Origin of the sequence: Granulicatella adiacens ATCC 49175, assembly GCF_025150565.1 — a bacterium.
Lineage (GTDB): Bacteria > Bacillota > Bacilli > Lactobacillales > Aerococcaceae > Granulicatella > Granulicatella adiacens.
Map to the genome: position 1 here is coordinate 1,119,085 of NZ_CP102283.1, position 20,400 is coordinate 1,139,484.

Here is a 20,400-nt window from a genome sequence, read left to right on the forward strand (position 1 = left end):
TTTTCAAAATATCCCTCTTCCTTTACAAATATGATTCAATAAATTCTTTAATACGTTTTGCTGCTTCTCTTAACTCTTCTTCACTACTAGCGCAGCTAAGCCTTAGAAAGCCATTGCATCCAAAATTTTCTCCAGATACAGTAGCCACTCCAGCTTCTTCCAAAAGTTTTAAAGCAAATTCTTCTGACGAAGCCACACCAACAATATGCATGGCTATTTTTATATTCGCAAATAAATAGAAAGCTCCTTTAGGCTTTTCACACTTGATTCCTTGAATTTCGTTCAGAAGTTGATGAAACAAGTCAATCCTTAATTGAAATTTTTCACGCATCTGCGTCTTAACGACTTCCATATCTTCATCAAACGCACGAATAGCCGCATATTGAGTAACCGCAGCAGGATTGCTAGTCGTATGGCTTGTAAGGTCATTTAAAGCTCTTATAACTTTTTGAGGACCAAAAACATATCCTAAACGCCAACCTGTCATGGCCACAGATTTCGATAAACCATTTACAATAAGTGTATTATCAAAAATTTCCTTTGATAAGCTGGCCATACTAATTGAATCTTCACCATACACTAATTCATAATAAATTTCATCTGCGATTACAAAAATGTTGTGTTCTAATGCCCAATTTCCAATAGCGAATAGCTCATCTTTTGTATAAATGAGCCCGGATGGATTCGATGGCGCATTTAATAATAAGAGTTTTGTCTTATCAGTCACATATTCATTTAGTAAATCAATCGTTACTTTAAATGAATTTTTTTCTTTAGTTTCAACATATACTGGGACACCTTCTGCCAATTGAACTTGCTCAGCGTAACTAACCCAATAAGGAATTGGAATTAATACCTCATCTCCAGCGTCAACTAAAGTCATGAAAACTGAATACAAAGCAAATTTCGCTCCTGAAAAAGTAGCTACTTGATTCTTTTCTAAACGTATTCCATCTCTTCGATAATGATAATCACAAATCGCTTGGCGTAAAGAATCTATTCCTAACGCAGGAGTATAGTGATCCGTTTCATGGCTTTTTAAAGCAGTAATGGCTGCATCTGTGATTTGTTCTGGAGTATTGAAATCTGGTTCTCCAATCGAAAGACTAATAACCTTACGACCTTTCTCCTTTAATTCTCTAGCCTTTTGAGTCATTGCTAAAGTCCCCGACGGTAAGATTCTTGATACTCTCTTTGAAATTTTAACCATAAATCACCAATTTCTATATATTCTCAATATCTTTAATCCATTGTCCATTCTGAGCCGAAATATAGTAATAACCAATTCTTTGATTATTCATTCTATAGTTCACTTCCCATACCGGTTCTCCATTTAAAATACCCATTCTCGCTTCTAAAACCTCTACATCTGGTTTTGCTTGAGCTGTAATGGAACGTGCCTCTTCTTCGTTCACTACTGCAGATTGCTGAAGAATAGTCACTTCTCCACCTTCTTCAGGAATAATCGCATAAATTGCTTTTCCTTCAGTGTCTTCACCCATAATCGTGTAGTAAGATTTGTCATTATTAAACCAGTAAAACTTAGTTACCTTAGAAAACTCTACTTTTGGAGCCATCAAGGTTAATGCTTCATTACGTTTTTTTATTTTTGGATCCACACTCGTTAAAAAGATTTGTGCGCCGGCTAAAAATAATAGAAATAAAGTGAGTAATAGAATAAACATTGATTTTCTTTTCATCAATTTCTCTCCTCAACTCAAACTTTCATAGATAAAGGTATTATACGCTATTCTAAGCAAAAATACCAACATCCCCTTATAAAAAAATCCCAAACTTAGTTAATCTTTATTTTTTATACGCGCACTATTCAAACATTTTTTGAAAGTCTTTTCGATAACCACTGCACTCTCTGGAAATATATTTTTTACTTTATCCGAATACTTGCTAATAGAGGCTCGTACATCTAAAATCCATATTTCTGCATTCTTTTGTGTTGGACGACTAAATCGACCCAATCCTTGATAAAGTTGAAGAAGCATCATTTTAATCGAATATTGAGCAAAATAGGAACGATTCTGTTCTTTCATCTCCAATTGAACAATTTGCTGATGGGTTGTTACTGGATTTGGAAATGGTAATTTAGTAATTACTAAAGAGTTTATGGAAACTCCACCACTATCAAAGCCTTCCCAGAAACTGTATACTCCTAATAAAATGGAATCACTCTTTTCTTGGAATCTTCTTTGAATTTTCCGTCCTAATTGAGATCCTTTTTGTGCTAGTAATTCAATATGATTCCTTTTACAATAATTAACCATCAATTCTTCTACTGCCATCAATGCCTCTATAGAATGCATTAAAACTAACATTCTTCCCCCATTACGTTCGTAAATTTGTTGAATACAATATGCGATTTGTTCATGATATTGGTTACTTGAAGCTGCAGTAACAGAAACTAAGTCATTTGGAATAAAAATATGGTGGGCGTGCGAATTCACTTTGGAGTCCATAATTGTAAGGTTCTCTTGTGCCTTTAAATCGTAAAATAAAGGAGTAAAAGTTGGAATTGTTGCAGAAATCCCTATTAACTTTTTAATTGTTTTCTTAAAATGATTAAAAACATGAGTAACTGAGTCAACTCTCAGTACTTCTATCATTTCCTGCCCATATTGGTCTTTTCTTTCAATGACAAAATACGAATGATTGGACTCTTGGAATTTGAGCAAGGAATCCTTCATTTCTTGTAATAATTGAATGCTATTCTCAAATAAACTTGTCTTTTCTGAATTTTCTTGAAGATAATTCATTAACTGAATAATGGACTTTGTGAACGCTCGAATCATTTCATGATGAATCGTTTCAATCCATTCTTCATTTGTAAAAACAATAGATTCCTTCAAATAATTTCCTCTATTCAATTCTTCAAACCAAGTTTCGTATAAGTCACAAATTTCTAAAAGTTTGCGGTTTATTGTTCTGGACAAATGCTCCTCATCTTTCGAAAAATTTGTCATCGAATTTAGATAGTAATCACTCCATAATTGTTGTAATAAGAACAAATTCGAGAATTTAATCGATACGGTTCCGTATTGTTCCAGTGAATGTTCAAACTGTTGCACTTCGTCTAAAAGAACAATTGGTTTCGTCTGATATGACATTGTAGACGCATAATGAATTAAAAACGCATGATTTGTTACGACAATATTACTTTTTTGAACAGATTGAACAGCTTTAGTCCAATATAAACTTTCCTTTTTGGAATTCTCTTTCACACAAATATCTTTCCAAAGAGATGATTGGTATAGCACTTGATTACATTCTGATAAATCTCCTGTTTCTGTTTCAGTGATCCAAACAACTAAGCCCATAACTGACAAACTGACTCTTGGACTCTTGTCATTTTTTAACTGACTAATTTTGTAAGAGAAAGCTTCTAAATCAATATAATTTCTTTGTCCCTTTATTGAAACAATAGGATTTTTTATCTTTAAGGCACTTACTATTGGAAGTACACTATCTTCATACAATTGTTGCTGGAGTAATAAATTTGACGTAACAATCCAAATAGGATTTTGATTTGTGGCCTTTTCAAGAGCTGCAAGAAGATAAGCATATGTTTTTCCAGAGCCTGGCGGTGCTTCTATAAAATGAATGGGCTCCTCTTCTTCTAATGTTTCAAGAATTTTTTTAATAATTTTTCTTTGAGAATCATTATCTTTTAAAAATTGATTTTCAACTAATTTACTATAGGCATTCAACGCAGAAACTTTACTAGTTGTTGGAAAACTTTTTTCTTCAAAAACCTTTTTCGACACTACAAAACCATTTTCAATTAAATAATTATTACTATCTTTCCCTTTAGCAATACTGAAGGCATCCTTAAAAATAGCTCCCGTATCCCCAATAAGTTCATTCGAAAATTCAACTAATTGTTCAAGCGTTACCTTAGAAAAACTACGAATTTTCTCTTGAAGTATTAAAAATAATTGGGCAGTTGCCCGAGCGTCACTTCCAGCTGTATGAACTTGAGTATGAGGAATTTTTAACATATTTGTTAAATCACTTAAACGATAACTGATAGCTGAAGGATAACAAATTTGAGCCAATTGAACAGTATCTATAAAAGGAACTTCTAGTTCAATCCCTAGAGCCTCTTTTAAAGCAGTGATGATAAAAGGCCCGTCAAATCCAACATTATGAGCTACAAGAGTTCGACCTTCTAACAGATTGTAAATATTCATTGCCACTTCATCAAAATAAGGTGCTTTTTCAACATCAGCATTTGTTACACCCGTTAATAACTGTATTTCAAAGGGAATACTCTGCTCCGGATTTATGTTTAAAGTAATATGTTCAACGATTTTATGATCAGTGATCAAGGTACACCCAAATTGGAAAATACGGTCCCCTTGTTCGTACTTAGGTCCCGTTGTTTCTAAATCGATGACGGCATATTTCCTATGCATTCGCAATCCCCCTTTCTTCGTATTCTCATCTATATTAGTGTACTAACTTCTTTAAAGGGTTGCAACCAACAAAATACACATTCGCCGACTATCGTTTATTTTTTATCAAAAAAAAGAAGCTAGAAAGCACCTCTAGCTTCTTTTCAATTATTTATTTTAAACAGTTTTACCTTTATCTACCACTACTTGTACTTCTTCAGTTCCTGTAAGAACAGTATGCTGTTTGACAACTACACCTTTATCGGCAATTACATAATCCAGATGAGAACCTGTTTTTATAACCGCATCCGATAAAATGATACTATTTCGTACAACCGCGCCTTCTTCTACGACTACATCACGGAAGATTATACTATTTTCAACAGTTCCGTTAATTTTTGATCCATCACCAAGTATAGATCCTTTTACATCAGCGTTTTTACCATAAATAGTAGGCACTGTATCTTGTACACGTGTAATTATATCCGTTCCAGATAGAAATACATCCTTAAGATTATCAAAATCTAACATATCCATATTTAAATCATAATAATCTTTGATATTATTAACAACCTTCAAATAACCTTTAATTTGATATGCAAACACACGTAAAGTTTCTAAATTTTTGGCAATATAGTCTCTAAGAATATCTTCCCATCCTAGAGTTAATCCCTTCTTAACAATGCCATTGAAAAGTTCCTTGGTCAAAATGTAAATTTTTACTTGAGTAGCACAAATATTATCTGATCCATCAAAATGATAAAGAGACTCATATACTTTATGATTTTCATCAAAAATGATTTGTGATTCACCAACATTAGGCTTTCTGTAAGTATAAGCTACAGTAATATCCGAACCCGTATCTAAGTGGTATTGGAACATTTCTTTAAAATCAATATTTCCAATAATATTGGTATCCGCTAAAATAACAAATTCTTCATCTAAACTTTGTGTATAAACCATCGTGTTAGCTAAAGCCTCAATTTTATTCTGAGGAATTCGCGTCGATAAATAATTAGACATAGGAGTAATAAATTTAAGCCCACGATTTTTTCGGTTTAAATCCCAGTCCTTACCATGAGACATATGATCTAATAAAGATTTATAGTTATGGTTTGTAAGGACTGCAATATTATCAATGTTGGCATGCACAAGAGAAGAAATCATAAAGTCAACCATACGATAGCGAGAGATTACTGGCAATGCAGCTGCTGTACGATTTCGAACTAATCCTTGTAAATCATCATTTCTATAATTATCTGCAAATAGTACACAAAACGCTTTAATCATATTAGTTACCTCCAACTTTTGTATCTTCTGTAACAATCTCATCTTTACCAATTACGGTAATCATATCTTGACCAAGTTCCACTTCAGAATGCCCTACTGTTACTCCAGATTTTACAACAGTTCCTTCGGCAATAATTGAATTAATAACTGTTGCTCCTTCTTCTATTATAGCATTTTGCATAATAATACTTCCTTGAACTTTGGCATTCTTTTCAATGGATACTCCAGAAGAAACAATAGATTCATGAACGGTTCCTAACACAATCGTCCCATCTGAAATCATTGAATCTGTTACTTGAGCACTATCTCCAATAAATTGAGGTAGTTTTCCTTCATGTCGATAGTAAACTTTCCATGTTTTATCAGAGATATTAAATTCATCTCTACGTTTAATTAAGTCCATATTGGCTTCCCAAAGACTTTCAATCGTACCAACGTCCTTCCAATAACCTGCAAAAGGAAATGCAAAAATACGACGATTTTCCTCTAAGAGCATTGGAATAATATTTTTCCCAAAATCTTTTTCACTTTCAGGATTTTCCTCGTCACGAATTAAATACTCTTTGAGAACTTTCCAGTTAAAAATATAAATTCCCATTGAGGCTTTTGTTGAAATTGGATGTTCTGGTTTTTCAAGAAACTCAATGATTTGTAAGTCATCATTCGTATTCAAAATCCCAAAACGGCTCGCTTCTTCTAATGGTACATTTATATGAGCTACTGTTAAGTCAGCTTCTTTTTCCTTATGGAAATCAAGCATCTTATTGTAATTCATTTTGTAAATATGATCCCCTGATAAAATTAAAACATATTCTGGATCATATTGTTCAATATATTTAATATTCTGATAAATGGCATTTGCAGTTCCTTTATACCATTCACCCGTTTTTCCAGCAGTATACGGAGGAAGAATCGTTAAACCTCCATCAACTCTGTCTAAATCCCATGGGTTACCATTCCCCATATAGGAATTAAGTTCTAGAGGCATAAACTGTGTAAGAACACCAACAGTGGAAATTCCTGAATTAGAACAGTTAGAAAGTGGAAAGTCAATAATTCGATATTTTCCACCAAATGGGACAGCTGGTTTGGCCATATCTTTCGTAAGAACTTGGAGACGTGTTCCTTGTCCACCAGCTAGTAGCATTGCAACAATTTCTTTTTTTCTTGCCATATGTTTATCCTCCGATTAATTATTATTAATAATATACAAAGTTGAAAACGGTGGTACATTTACCTCCAACGTATAATCAAACTCTTTATGTGGTTGAGTTTTTGTATGAAGAGCTCTATTGATAAGCCCACTTCCGTTATACTTTCTTGCATCAGAATTTAAAACAACCTTATAACTACCCCATTTAGAAACACCTAATTTATAATTTCTGATTAAGTTCCCTGAAAAATTAGAAATAACTAAAATTTCATCCCCAGATTCATTTATTCTAGAAAACGCGAAAACATTATTCCAAATATCTTGAACCTCATGCCACCTGAATCCTGACCATCCACCATCTAACTGCCATAATTCTGAATGTTTCTTATAAAAAGCATTCAAATCTTTCACATAACGATGAGTAGCATCGTGAATCGGATATTTTAGTAGGAACCAATCTAATTCTCTTTCTTCATTCCATTCAATAATTTGCGGAATTTCATTTCCCATAAAGTTTAATTTTTTCCCCGGATGTGCCATCATATATCCCATAAAGGCACGGTAATTTGCAAACTTATCTTCATAAGAGACCGGCGCTTTATCTACTAGAGATTTCTTTCCATGAACGACTTCATCATGAGAAATAGGTAAAATATAATTCTCAGTGAATGCGTACATCATAGAAAAAGTAAATTGATGATGAATTCCTCCTCTAAACAAAGGATCTGTTTCTAAGTAATCAAGGGAATCATTCATCCATCCCATATTCCATTTAAAGTGGAATCCTAAGCCTCCTTCTTCAACCGGTTTTGTTACCCCTTCATAAGAAGTAGACTCCTCAGCAATCATCATCACCCCTGGATAATGAGTTCTCACAAATTGATTCAGTTCTTTAATAAAATGAATGGCCTCAAGATTTTCAAAACCACCGTATATATTTCTTGCTGACTCTTCCTCATTTCTACAGTAGTTATAAAATAACATCGAACTGACTGCATCGACTCTTAAGCCATCAATGTGAAACTTCTCAATCCAAAAAACAGCACTAGAAAATAGAAAAGATAGCACTTCTGACCTTCCATAATCAAAGACCCTTGTCCCCCAGCCTTTATGTTCTTGTTTTCGGGGGTCTCCATACTCGTAGCAAGGCGTTCCATCAAATTCATATAATCCGAAAGCGTCTTTGGTAAAATGACCCGGAACCCAATCTAAAATAACTCCTATATTGGCTTTGTGGCATTCATCCACAAAATACATAAAGTCTTCAGGAGTCCCAAATCTAGATGTTGCGGCAAAAAAGCCTGTCACTTGATATCCCCATGATTTATCATATGGATATTCCGTAATTGGAAGTAATTCGATATGGGTATAGTTCATCTCTTTTACATAGGGAATCAATTCATCCACTAATTCCCGGTAAGAGTATGATTCTCCATTCTCTTTTCTCTTAAAAGATCCTAATTCTACCTCATATATATTTAAAGCATTTTGATATGGAATATTTCTTTGTTCTATCCACTTTGAATCAGACCATGTGAATTCCGGAAATTCATATACTTTTGATGCCGTATTGGGTCTTGTTTCCGCATGTCTTGCATACGGATCAGCTTTCCAAAGAAAATCTCCATTATAAGGAATGATAACATATTTATAAGCATCAAATTGCTTAATTCCTGGAATTGTTATTTCATAAATTCCATTATCATTTATTCGTTTCATAGCATATTTAGTAGGTTCCCAATTACAAAATTCACCAGTCACATAGACTTCTTTGGCATTAGGAGCCCATACTCGAAATGTACAACCTTCTTCAGTTAGAAAGTTACCCAAATAATCATAACTATGAAAGTTTCTGCCTTCATGAAATAAATATTCTGCCATTTGTTGCACTTGACAATCACTCCTTTTCAAATCGCTTTACTATACAGATAAGCGTTTTCAAGTTCTGGATAAAAAATTAGAAAATGTTACTAGTTGAACAATTTCTCTTTTATAAATTATATCATATTTTTTTAATTTTCCTATACTATTGTGTGAATTTTCATGTTATTTATTGTTGTGTCTATAATATTTTTCAATTCTTCGTTTTGTTATCACTTTTAAGAAGTTTGTATTACAATGAAACTAGATTTATAAATAAAAAGGAGGTTACTAATGATTCAATATCACTCACTTATGAATAAGTATCCTGCTGGTGCAGTGACCAATGAACAATCTGTCTTTATACAAGTAAAAGTGACTAAAGACACTCCTCTTTCATCGTTACAATTAATTCTAAAAGAAGATTTTACTCAAAAAATACATGTGTTACATCCAAGTCTATCTAAGATTGAAGCGGATGGGACACTATATACTTTTGAAATTTCTAAATTAGATACCGGTCTTTACTTCTACTACTTTGAGGTTCGATCAGAAATCGGGATGTATTTTTTAAGCAATAACAAATTTCAGGCAGTTCCTACACTCTACTTTGATGAAGTGAATTGCTGGCAATTAACTGTATATGATAAAGAATTCCACACTCCAAATTGGTTTAAAGGTGGAATTATGTATCAAATTTTCCCTGATCGTTTTAAAAAAAGTAACAAATATAAAGCCCCAATTGCTCGTAATGAAGAGGTTCGAATTAAACACTCTGATTGGAATGATAATCCCGATTCAGGAATCACTCATGAAAATTATAAAGCTCAAGATTTCTTCTTAGGAAATCTAAAGGGAATTGAAGAGGAACTAGAACACTTTAAAAAACTAAATGTTAATTGTATTTATTTGAATCCAATTATGGAAAGTCCAGATAACCATCGGTATTCAACTGCTGACTATTTTAATGTCGATCCGTATTTAGGTACAAATGATGACTTTAAGGAGTTATGTGAGCTTTTCAAAAAGCATGGTATCCATATTATTCTAGATGGTGTATTCAGCCATACTGGTGATGATAGTATTTACTTTAATAAACAAGGTCACTATGAAAGTAATGGTGCCTTTAATTCAATCAATTCTCCATATTATTCATGGTTTAATTTCATGCACTACCCTGATACCTATCATTCATGGTGGGGATTTTCCAACCTTCCTACCGTTAATAAGTTAAACAAATCTTATATGGATTTTATCAATAATCCAAGCGATGGGGTTCTCCCATTTTGGCAACATTTAGGAATTTCTGGTTGGCGACTAGACGTGGCGGATGAATTTCCTGACGAGTTTTTAGATGAACTTCGGACAACAGTAAAGAAAACCGATTCTGAAGCACTTATTATTGGAGAAGTATGGGAAGATGCGACAACTAAAGTAGCTTATGATCGTCGTAGAAAGTATTTCCTTGGAGAACAATTGGATAGTGTAATGAATTATCCTTGGAAAAATGCAATTATAGAGTTTATGAAAACAAAAGATGCTTCAGCATTAAAATATGCTCTTGAAGAAATCATTGACCATTATCCAAAACCGGCTTTAGAAGTATTAATGAACTTATTAGATAGCCATGATACTGAACGCATCTTAACATCTCTTGGTTTTAATAATACTGAAGATGTCCCTCTCCACGAACGACCTACTTTAGAGTTATCTGGAGATATGCTAGAAGATGCTATTAGGAAACTAAAAGTAGCAAGTTTTATCCAGTTTACGATTCCTGGTGTTCCATCTATTTATTATGGAGACGAGATTGGAATGCAAGGATTTAGAGACCCATACAATCGTAAAACTTTTGATAAAACAAAAATGAATCAAGAGATTTTTGAACATTATTTGTCTCTAACAAAATTTAGAAATGATTATAAAGAAGAGTTCAAAGGAGATTTTAAAGTTATTTACTGTCAAGATGGTTGTTTAATTTACCAAAGAGAATCTCTTATTTGTGCCGTAAATATCAACAACCATTCTCACTTCGTAGAAGGATTACATGGTAAACAATTATTTTCTAGCACTCCTACACGTAACCATCCTAAAGGATTAATCATTCCATCTGTTGGGTTTGCAGTTTATAAAATCAAAAAATAAAAAAGAAGATTATCACGGTTGTGATAATCTTCTTTTTATTTTAACCTTCTACCTTTTTTATATGCCATATATCTTTCGCATACTCTTCCACAGAACGATCTGCTGAAAATATTCCAGCGTTTGCAATGTTTGATAGACTCATCTTCATCCATTTATTGGAATCATTATAGGCTTTTTCAATACGTTCTTGTGCTTCAACATAGCTATCAAAATCTGCAAGACACATATAATGATCTTGAGTTAATAAATAATCCACAATGAAGTTGAAATTCATTCCACCAACCGTCATTGTACGGATGAAATCAAGAACTGTCTTAATCTTAGGTGAATTATTGTAGTATTCCCAAGGCTTGTAGCCTTTTGCATATAATGCTTCAACTTCTTCTGTTTCTAAACCGAAGATGACGATATTGTCTTCTCCTACAGCTTCGTAAATTTCCACGTTTGCTCCGTCCATTGTACCAAGAGTCACTGCACCATTTAACATCAATTTCATGTTACCAGTACCACTTGCCTCTTTTCCTGCTTGAGAAATTTGTTCACTCACATCAGCGGCAGGCAAGATAATCTCCGCTAGAGTCACTTTGTAATCTGGAATGAATACAACTTTAATATACTCACGTACTAACTCATCACTTTCAACCATTTGAGAGATTGAGTGAATGAATTTAATAATATTTTTCGCCATTTGATATCCAGAAGAAGCTTTCGCAGCAAAGATAAATGTACGTGGTGTCGGACGTAATCCGCCGTATTTAATCTCATGATAAAGATACACAATGTGCAAAGCATTTAATAATTGACGTTTGTATTCATGTAATCTCTTCACCTGTACGTCAAAGATTGAATGAGGATTTACTGAAATCGCAAGAGTTTCACGAATATAGTCTGCTAACTGCTCTTTTTTCTTTAGTTTAATTTCTCTAAGTGCCTCTAAAACATTTTCGTCATCCTTATAGGCATTTAATTTAGAAATGCCAGAAAGATCTTTAATAAAATCATTTCCAATTAATTGTTCTAAATAAGAGGCTAACTCCGGATTGGCTTGTCCTAACCAACGTCGATGAGCTATACCATTCGTAACATTTCCAAATTTTCCAGGATATAATTCGTTAAATGCTTTAAAAGTATCACGAACAAGAATATCACTATGCAGTTTTGATACCCCGTTCACATAATGACTTCCCACAATTGAAAGATTTGCCATCTTAATCATATCATCATAAATAATCGCTGTATCTCTTAGGGTATATTCTTTTCCTTGTTCCATTACCCATAGACAGAATCGTCTATTAATTTCTTCAATAATAGAATAAATACGAGGAAGAATTGGTTGGAATAATGAAACTGCCCATTTTTCCAAAGCTTCTGCCATAATCGTGTGGTTTGTATAAGCAAATGTTTTTGTCGTAATTTGCCATGCTTTGTCCCAATCATAGCCATATTCATCCACTAATAAGCGCATTAATTCAGCAACACCCATAGCAGGATGGGTATCATTGATATGTAGCGCAATGTGTTCAGAAAGGTTTTCTAATGTGCCAAATTCATGATAATGGTTCTTCACTAATTGTTGTAATGAAGCACTAATAAAGAAGTATTGTTGTTTAATTCGTAACTCTTTACCCTCATTAGTAACATCTGCTGGATATAATAATTTAGAAATAGAAGACGCAATTGCTTCAGCCTCTGATGATTTAGTATATTCACCACGTTCAAACAGCTTCATGTTGAAGCCAGTTTTGGCTTTTGCTTCCCATAGACGTAGTGTATTTACTGCAGAAGCGTCATATCCTGAAATCAATAAATCATAAGGTTCTGCTTGGATAGAGGTGTAATTTTTATGGATTACTTTTAAACCCGTATCTGTTATCACTTGTTCTAACTCACCATAGAACCTTACTTCGACTTCTTCATCGTTACGATATACTAAACCATATTTCCCCAAATCCAACCATTGATCTGGAAACTCTTGTTGCCAACCATTAGTAATAACTTGCTTAAAGATACCATATTCATAGAGAATAGAAAATCCTGTTACTGGATACTCATTACTTGTTAATGCATCTAAATAACAAGCAGCAAGTCTTCCAAGGCCACCATTTCCAAGTCCTGGGTCTGGTTCCATATTATAGATTTCATTTAATGAAAAGTTATTTTCTTTCAAATAATCTTTTGCTTCTGATTCAAGTCCTAAATTAAACAAATTATTTCGCAAAGTACGGCCAACTAAAAATTCCATAGACATATAATAGGCACGTTTCTGACGAGTTTGTTTTAAAGTTTGTTCATAACTAAATTTCTTTTCCATTAAAATATCACGAACAGATCTCATTAATGCTTCATAGACTTGACGCTTGCTTGCGTTCGAAATAGTGACCCCAAATTGATTTTTCAACGAATTATCAACACGACTTACTAAGCTCTTATCAACCATTTATTTTCCTCTTTCTTCTTACAGCACTTCATGATACAACGACAAATATTGTTTAGCAGATTTTTCCCAGCTAACATCTTTATTGAGATTATTTTGGATAATTTGATTCCATTCACCAGGTGATTCATAGAAACAAGTTACTGCACGATAAATTGCATCCATCATATCTCCCGATTGGAAACTTTCAAACGTGAATCCATTTCCTTCTACTCCAGTAAAAGGAATTACGGTGTCTCGCAATCCACCTACACGATGTACCACAGGGACTGTACCATATCTCATTGAGATTAATTGTGACAAACCACAAGGCTCGGTTTTAGAAGGCATTAGGAAAATATCGCTGGAAGCATATATTTTTGCGGATATTTCATTAGAAAATAGAAGAATGCTGCGAACTCGATCATGGCGATAATTTTCTAGAGAACGTAAAGCACTTTCATAATGAGCATCTCCGGTTCCTAACACAATTAACTGTGCTCCAGTTCTTAAAATATCCTCGCTAGCCTGTAATAGCAAATCAATTCCTTTTTGATGAGTTAATCTTGTAACCATACCAATTAATGGAATATCCACGCTTACTTCTAATCCTAACTCTTTTTGAAGTTCTAGCTTATTCTTTACTTTATCTTCAAAAGAATGGATATCATAGTTAACAGGAATAATCGGATCTGTTTTAGGATTAAATTTTTCAATATCAATCCCGTTTAAAATCCCTTTTAATTTTCCTTGTTCAACAATCAAAATTTTATCTAATCCGTATGAAAAATAAGGATCTAAAATCTCACGAGCATAGGTTTCGCTAACAGTATTGATACGATCTGCGAGTTGAATAGCACCTTTTAATAAATTTAAATCACCATTATAAATTAACGCATCGAAATATTTATTATCTAAACCAAATAGATTTCCCATTTCATACGGGTTAAATCGTCCTTGAAACTCAATATTATGAATCGAAAGAACGCTTTTCATATTTTTGTAGAAATCTGCTTCTCTACTCTTCAACACATCTAAATAAATGACAGAAAGAGCTGTATGCCAATCGTTTACGTTAACAATGTCTGGTTTAAAGTCAACACCAGGTAAAATCTCAAGAGCAGCTTTGGAAAAGAAAGCAAATCTCTCACCGTCATCGGCTTGTCCATAAATACTCTCTCTCTTAAAGTACTGTTCATTATCAATAAAATAAAACGGAACGCCGTCAACTACAGTTTCAAATATTCCACAATATAAGTGTCTCCAACCTAAATCAACAAACTGATATCCTCTATATTTTAATCCAAATCGTTCACGATCAATGCTAGAATATAGTGGCAATACTACTCGAGCATCTATTCCCAGTTCACGAAGCGCCTTCGGTAGAGAGCCAATAACATCTCCTAAACCTCCAACTTTCACGAAAGGAGCTGCCTCAGCTGCAATAAAACATACTTTCATACTCTCTCTCCTTTAAATTATTCTGGCTTCATTATACCTTTAAAATTTGAAAAGAACTAGCCTCTTATATAAAAATTTTGATATAAAAAAGTCTAAGACAAAATAGTCTTAGACTTTCTAAATTCATTAAATTTCAGGATAGATATCTTCTACAGATTTTTCAGGATCAATTACAATAAATAAGTTTCCGTGAGATCCAATAGCTGAACTTTGGAATTTGTTGTCATTTCCATCTTCATCCACAGGGCTGTATGGGAAATAAACGCGGTCAGTTTCAACAACTACGTCTGATTTTGGATGATTTCCATCTAAATATAAAATATCCATTAATTCAATATCGCTATATTTTTTAACACGTTCGAACATACCTAATTCTAATCCACCTAAGTTAATGTCTTCAGACATTACGTGGTCAGCTTCTGGTAAGATTTCAATACGTAATGATTCACATGGGTGAATTTCTTGGAATTCTCCACCGTTAATACGTCCAAATGAAGTTGTAACTTTTTTAATCCATAAGTCACCAATCAAACGGCGATTAATCGTCCATGTTTCTCCATTTCTAAATACAAATCGTAAACCTGACATAACCTTTTTCATATAGGGTCACTCCTTAAAATATTATTGCTTACAAAATTAATTTTACCATTGAAACGCCTTTCATTCAAGACTTAATACTAATAAATGAAAAAATGAAATTGATTTCATAGCATTAATTTTCGAGAAAATGGTTCCTTATCCAATCAACAATTTCATGGTTTTCATTTTTTAATTTATTAGAGAGTATGGCCTTCTCAACTGCTTGAAGAACTTTCCCTATCTTTGGCCCCATTTTTTCAAGCTTTAATGCTTCTTTTACACCAAATCCATCTATCTGAATATCTTGCATAGAATGAATAGGTAAAGTTTTATACACTTGAGTTAAGATATTATGATTTTCAGTTCTACCAAGTCCAGGGAGTAATCCTTCAATTTCAATAGCAATCCTTTCTGTACATTCGTATGCCATGAATGAATCCCACTCTTTATCTAAACGCTTAAGAAACGTTTGATATCCTATCAACGTCTCAGAAATTTGCTCATTTGAAGATTTCCAATTTTTTAATACTTTTTTTAGCTCGGAAACACTTAATTGATTATAATACGCAAATAAAACCCACGCTTGAAGAATCGACATAGAACTTACTGGAAACTCTCCAATTTTTTTCAATGTTTCTCTAGAATTTGTAAAATCTGGACATGATTGATACAAATCCGATTCGATAAATGCAAGAAACGCATTGCTACGATGCAAACTAACAATCATTTTCTCAAATTCTACCTTCATTCGCTCCACCGCAACACGTTCTAAATTACTTTTCAGAACACGAATGGCATTAAACGTCTTCGATTCTATTGTAAAACCTAATTGACCTGCAAATCTTATAGCTCTCATCATTCGAAGCGCATCCTCATTAAAACGCTCCATAGGATTTCCAACACATCGAATGATAGAGTTTTCCAAGTCTTTAAGTCCATCAAAATAATCGACAATTTCTTCTTGATCATTAATAGCTAATGCATTAATGGTAAAGTCCCGTCTCATTAAATCTTCTTCAAGACTTCTAACAAAGGTAACAGAATCCGGATGTCTAAAATCTTGATAAGTCCCTTCCGTTCTAAAGGTGGTAACCTCATAACTATCTTGATGATAAATGACTAGTACTGTACCATGTTCAATACCTACATCTACCGTATGGGAAAATAAAGATTTCACTTCTTCTGGTGTGGCACTTGTTGCTATATCTACATCAGAAATCTCTTTACCCAACACTAAATCTCGAACGGACCCTCCAACAAATACTGCTTCATGTCCAGCCTTCTTTAAGGTTTGTAAAACAGGTAAAGCTGCAACAAAAAGTGGAACCGATAGAATGTCAATTTTTCGATTAAATTTATTCATTTTCTAACTCCTTTAATCGATTTGTTAATTGCATAAAGAGTTCTGAGTCCATTTTTTCAAGTGCTTCATTGATTTCTAGTTTTAACTGCGAGATTTGAACTTCCTTTTGAATGATTTGTAGTTCTTCTGTTACAGAATCTATTTCATCAAGTTCTGAAATGAAATACGGATTCTTTTCTAAAACACCAAAACTTACCATACTTTTATATGCGTTTGGAAAATCAAGTTCAACGAAACAATCTTCTTTCCAATGAAGACGCATATCATGAAAAGCAACTTCTGGATTATCAAAAGAGGTCCCTTCTTTAAAAAATAAGAAGGATTCTTGAGCAGGTTTAATCGTTGAAAACAACATTCCTTTTGGAGTTGATTCTACATGTTCAACAAAATGAATTTGTTTCAATAATAATTCATGGTTTAAAAGATAATTCAAAATCCAAAGGGATTCTCTTCTTTTTAAAGAATGGTTCGAAATAAACCACGAAATAAACTTTTTCTTGGTTTCTAAACTTGGGTTAAACATATTACCACTCCTATTCTTCAAAAATAAATGAATAACGAATAAACTCTGGATTAAACGGATCTAATTTCAAAGCTTCTTGTAAAACTACTTTTGCTTGTTCCTTTCTTCCTTCTTCAATCATAAATCGAATGTAATCTTCATAGAATTCTAAGGAACTTTCCCCTGCTTCATAAGCTTTTTGATAGTTCGTGAATGCTTCACTGTACTCTTCCATTGCTTCATAAGTTTTCGCAAACAAGTAAAGAATAACTGCATCTTCTTTTGTTTCTAGACTCTTTAGAAACTCAATACTGTCCTCATATTCTTCTTCATCATTCAATGCTTCAACATAGCTTGTCACATTGAGAATTGAATCATTATTTAAGTTTACGGCTTCTTTTAATTCAAGTAATCCTTCCTGTTGATTCCCTGTTGCAATTTCAATTTGTCCAAGAATACGATGTGCTTCATCGTTCAATTCATCAAAAGCAATCCATTTCTTAGCATAGCATTTTGCTTCCTCATCACGTTTTAAGATTAAGAGACATTGAATTACGTTTAGTGTCACGTCACTATTTTCAGGTTCACGTTCTAGAAGTTCCATATAGTACTCGAGAGATTTTTCGTAGTTGCCCTCAATAGACTCATACGAAGCCATTTGAGTGAGTAAATCACTTGATAGCCCGTCAATACTCTCTTCCCCAATAAATTGCTCTAAGGGCTCTTTATTTCCCATTCTCAAAGTTGCTTCAACATACAATTCTTGTGCACGTTCCTCTTCCCCAGTTTCCTCTGGATTTTGCTTTAAGAAACGCTCTAAGAAAAAGGCGCTACGTTCGAAACTACCCGCTTCAAATAATAATGTTCCTAAGTAGAAATCAATGATAGCTTCGTCCTGTTCCAAATCTTTTGCTTTTAAGAGTTTTTTCTCTGCTAAATCAAAGTCCCCTTCTTCACGATATGCTTCTGATTGTACCACCAATACACTTGGATAGTCTGGATCTGTTTCTGGAATATCATACAGAATCGATAACGCTTGGTCTGTTTCACCTTCAGCAACTAAAATTTCAGCTAGTAAAATCGTCCAAATCGCTTCATCTGGTTCAACTTCTGTAAGTCGTAACAGAGCTCGTTTTGCTTCTTCATAGAACCCGATGGATACAGAATATGTTGCCAAGTCCGCCATCTCTTGAAGGTCATTTTCTGGGTCAAAATGATCAAAAAATCGATGATAAGATTCATATACTTTTTCAATATCTTGTTCTTCTAAAGCTTGTTGTATCTCTTTAATTACTGTAGTCATAAATTCTCCTTGATATAATAAAAACTATTAATAAATATGTATATAATAAAAAATGGCATTATATAGAGATATCTCTAATATAACACCATTTAAAACTTCTTGCTAAGAAAATAGTTCAATTGAATTATTTTTTAACTGCATCTTTAAGAGCTTTACCAGCTTTGAATGCTGGAACTTTAGAAGCTTTGATTTTAATTTCTTTACCTGTTTGAGGGTTACGTCCTTTACGAGCAGCGCGTTCGCGAACTTCAAAGTTACCAAATCCGATAACTTGAACTTTTTCACCTGCTTTTAAAGCCTCTTGAATTGTTTCGAATAAAGCTTCAACTGTTGCTGAAACATCTTTCTTTGTTAATTGCGTTTTTTTAGCAACGCGATCTACTAATTCTGCTTTGTTAGCCATTTTAGTTTCACCTCCATCAAATAAGAATTTCTATCAGATTTTGTTGAGTGGTCCAACTAATCTGGAAATCTAAATAGTTTTGATTTCTTCTAAAGTATAACATTCTAAGAGAATAGTTTCAATGGTTTATATCGTCTTTTATAAGATAGATATGATTTTTTTTACTTTCTTTGACGGGTAATCATATGGATTGGAGTCCCTTCAAAACCGAAAGCAGAACGAATTCTATTTTCTAAGAACCGCTCGTATGAAAAATGCATCAATTCTACATCGTTAACAAAAGTAACAAACGTAGGTGGTTGATTCGCTACTTGTGTCATATAGTAAATTTTCAATCTGTTTCCTTTATCCGTTGGAGTTGGGTTCATGGCAATAGCATCCATCAATACATCGTTCAGCACTGAAGATGAAATTCGACGTGAACGAACTTCATGAATCTCTTTTAGGATTGGTGGGATTTTTGAGAGACGTTGTTTCGTTTTTGCAGATACAAAGATAATCGGAGCGTATGATAAATATAGGAATTCTTGACGAATCTTGTCCTCAAACTCTTTATACGTTGAATTATCTTTTTCAAGAGTATCCCATTTATTCACTAAAATAACGACACCTTTACCGGCTTCATGAGCGTATCCCGCAATCTTCTTATCTTGTTCTTGAATTCCTTCTTCGGCATTCAAGACCACACAAACAATATCGCTTCGTTCAATCGCTCTTAAGGCACGAAGAACACTATATTTTTCAGTGGATTCAAAGACACGACCTTTCTTACGAATACCGGCAGTATCAATCATCTTGAAGACAGTACCTTCTTCGTCTTCAAAAGTTGTATCGATGGCATCACGAGTCGTTCCTGCAACATTCGATACAATTACACGTTCTTCACCAAGCATCGCATTCACTAAACTCGATTTCCCTACGTTTGGACGTCCGATGAAACTAAACTTAATCACATCTTTATCCTCTTCGTCTCCTTTATCTTCAGGGAAAGCTTTAACAGCTGCATCTAATAAATCACCAAGACCTAAACCATGACTTCCTGAGATTGGAAATGGTTCGCCGAATCCTAACGCATAGAAATCAAAAATTTCTGAACGTAATTCTGGGTTATCCACTTTATTAACAGCAAGTAAAACTGGTTTATTTGTACGATAGAGTAATTTTGCAATGTGTTCGTCAGTCGTTGTCACGCCCTCTTTTACACTTGTAAGAAAGATAATCACATCTGCCTCTTCCATCGCAATTTCTGCTTGCATACGGATGTTTGACATAAACGGTTCATCCGTAATGTCAATTCCACCTGTATCAATAATATTAAATGAGTGCCCTAACCACTCACCTTCAGAATAGATACGGTCACGAGTGACTCCGGCGATATCTTCTACGATAGAGATACGTTCTCCGACAATACGGTTAAAAATTGTAGACTTCCCAACATTTGGTCTTCCTACAACGGCAATAACTGGTGTTGACATACTATTCCTCCTTTTTCTCTAATTCTATCATAAAAATAGTCTGGAAC

At 33.7% G+C, this 20,400-nt stretch carries 15 protein-coding genes; 1 reads left to right on the forward strand and 14 read right to left on the reverse strand.

Annotated features, from left to right (window positions below; all coding sequences use genetic code 11):
• Positions 1 to 22: 22 nt before the first annotated feature.
• The 6 genes from NQ540_RS05510 to glgB form a co-directional block, all read right to left on the reverse strand.
• Positions 23 to 1,210, reverse strand: coding sequence for a pyridoxal phosphate-dependent aminotransferase (locus tag NQ540_RS05510; RefSeq protein WP_005605678.1), 1,188 nt, complete (start codon positions 1,208 to 1,210; stop codon positions 23 to 25).
• A gap of 13 nt (positions 1,211 to 1,223) precedes the next feature.
• Complete coding sequence (locus NQ540_RS05515) at positions 1,224 to 1,700, reverse strand: cell wall elongation regulator TseB-like domain-containing protein (protein WP_005605680.1); 477 nt, start codon at positions 1,698 to 1,700, stop codon at positions 1,224 to 1,226.
• Between the two features lie 99 nt (positions 1,701 to 1,799).
• On the reverse strand, positions 1,800 to 4,427 hold the full coding sequence (locus tag NQ540_RS05520; protein WP_005605682.1) for an exonuclease domain-containing protein: 2,628 nt from the start codon (positions 4,425 to 4,427) through the stop codon (positions 1,800 to 1,802).
• 156 nt (positions 4,428 to 4,583) lie between these two features.
• Entirely contained in the window at positions 4,584 to 5,696 is a 1,113-nt protein-coding gene (gene glgD, locus NQ540_RS05525) for a glucose-1-phosphate adenylyltransferase subunit GlgD (protein WP_039848801.1), read from the reverse strand.
• Between the two features lies 1 nt (position 5,697).
• A complete protein-coding gene (locus NQ540_RS05530; RefSeq protein WP_005605686.1) occupies positions 5,698 to 6,870 on the reverse strand; it encodes a glucose-1-phosphate adenylyltransferase in 1,173 nt (390 codons plus the stop codon).
• A gap of 15 nt (positions 6,871 to 6,885) precedes the next feature.
• Positions 6,886 to 8,730 (reverse strand): 1,4-alpha-glucan branching protein GlgB, encoded by a 1,845-nt coding sequence (gene glgB / locus NQ540_RS05535; RefSeq protein ID WP_005605688.1) that lies wholly within the window; start codon positions 8,728 to 8,730, stop codon positions 6,886 to 6,888.
• A gap of 273 nt (positions 8,731 to 9,003) precedes the next feature.
• On the opposite strand from glgB, the gene NQ540_RS05540 reads away from it, so the two are divergent.
• Positions 9,004 to 10,854, forward strand: coding sequence for a glycoside hydrolase family 13 protein (locus tag NQ540_RS05540; RefSeq protein WP_039848802.1), 1,851 nt, complete (start codon positions 9,004 to 9,006; stop codon positions 10,852 to 10,854).
• A gap of 40 nt (positions 10,855 to 10,894) precedes the next feature.
• Here the strand turns inward: NQ540_RS05540 and NQ540_RS05545 are convergent, their stop codons facing one another.
• From NQ540_RS05545 to der, 8 genes are all read right to left on the reverse strand, one after another.
• Entirely contained in the window at positions 10,895 to 13,291 is a 2,397-nt protein-coding gene (locus NQ540_RS05545; protein WP_005605692.1) for a glycogen/starch/alpha-glucan phosphorylase, read from the reverse strand.
• Positions 13,292 to 13,309: 18 nt separating this feature from the next.
• Positions 13,310 to 14,728 carry a glycogen synthase GlgA gene (glgA, locus tag NQ540_RS05550; protein WP_005605694.1) on the reverse strand — a complete coding sequence of 473 codons (1,419 nt, stop codon included), beginning with the start codon at positions 14,726 to 14,728 and terminating at the stop codon, positions 13,310 to 13,312.
• A 126-nt stretch (positions 14,729 to 14,854) separates the two neighbouring features.
• Positions 14,855 to 15,328 (reverse strand): hypothetical protein, encoded by a 474-nt coding sequence (locus NQ540_RS05555; RefSeq protein ID WP_005605696.1) that lies wholly within the window; start codon positions 15,326 to 15,328, stop codon positions 14,855 to 14,857.
• A gap of 112 nt (positions 15,329 to 15,440) precedes the next feature.
• The gene (locus tag NQ540_RS05560) at positions 15,441 to 16,670 is read right to left on the reverse strand and encodes a CCA tRNA nucleotidyltransferase (RefSeq protein ID WP_005605698.1); all 1,230 of its coding nucleotides are present in this window, start codon (positions 16,668 to 16,670) and stop codon (positions 15,441 to 15,443) included.
• Positions 16,663 to 17,193, reverse strand: coding sequence for a YpiB family protein (locus NQ540_RS05565; RefSeq protein WP_039848803.1), 531 nt, complete (start codon positions 17,191 to 17,193; stop codon positions 16,663 to 16,665). Before NQ540_RS05565 ends, NQ540_RS05560 begins: the two co-directional genes overlap by 8 nt.
• A 10-nt stretch (positions 17,194 to 17,203) precedes the next feature.
• Positions 17,204 to 18,475 (reverse strand): tetratricopeptide repeat protein, encoded by a 1,272-nt coding sequence (locus NQ540_RS05570; RefSeq protein ID WP_005605701.1) that lies wholly within the window; start codon positions 18,473 to 18,475, stop codon positions 17,204 to 17,206.
• 124 nt (positions 18,476 to 18,599) lie between these two features.
• Entirely contained in the window at positions 18,600 to 18,878 is a 279-nt protein-coding gene (locus NQ540_RS05575; protein WP_005605703.1) for an HU family DNA-binding protein, read from the reverse strand.
• Between the two features lie 161 nt (positions 18,879 to 19,039).
• On the reverse strand, positions 19,040 to 20,353 hold the full coding sequence (gene der, locus NQ540_RS05580) for a ribosome biogenesis GTPase Der (protein ID WP_005605705.1): 1,314 nt from the start codon (positions 20,351 to 20,353) through the stop codon (positions 19,040 to 19,042).
• Between the last annotated feature and the right edge of the window lie 47 nt (positions 20,354 to 20,400).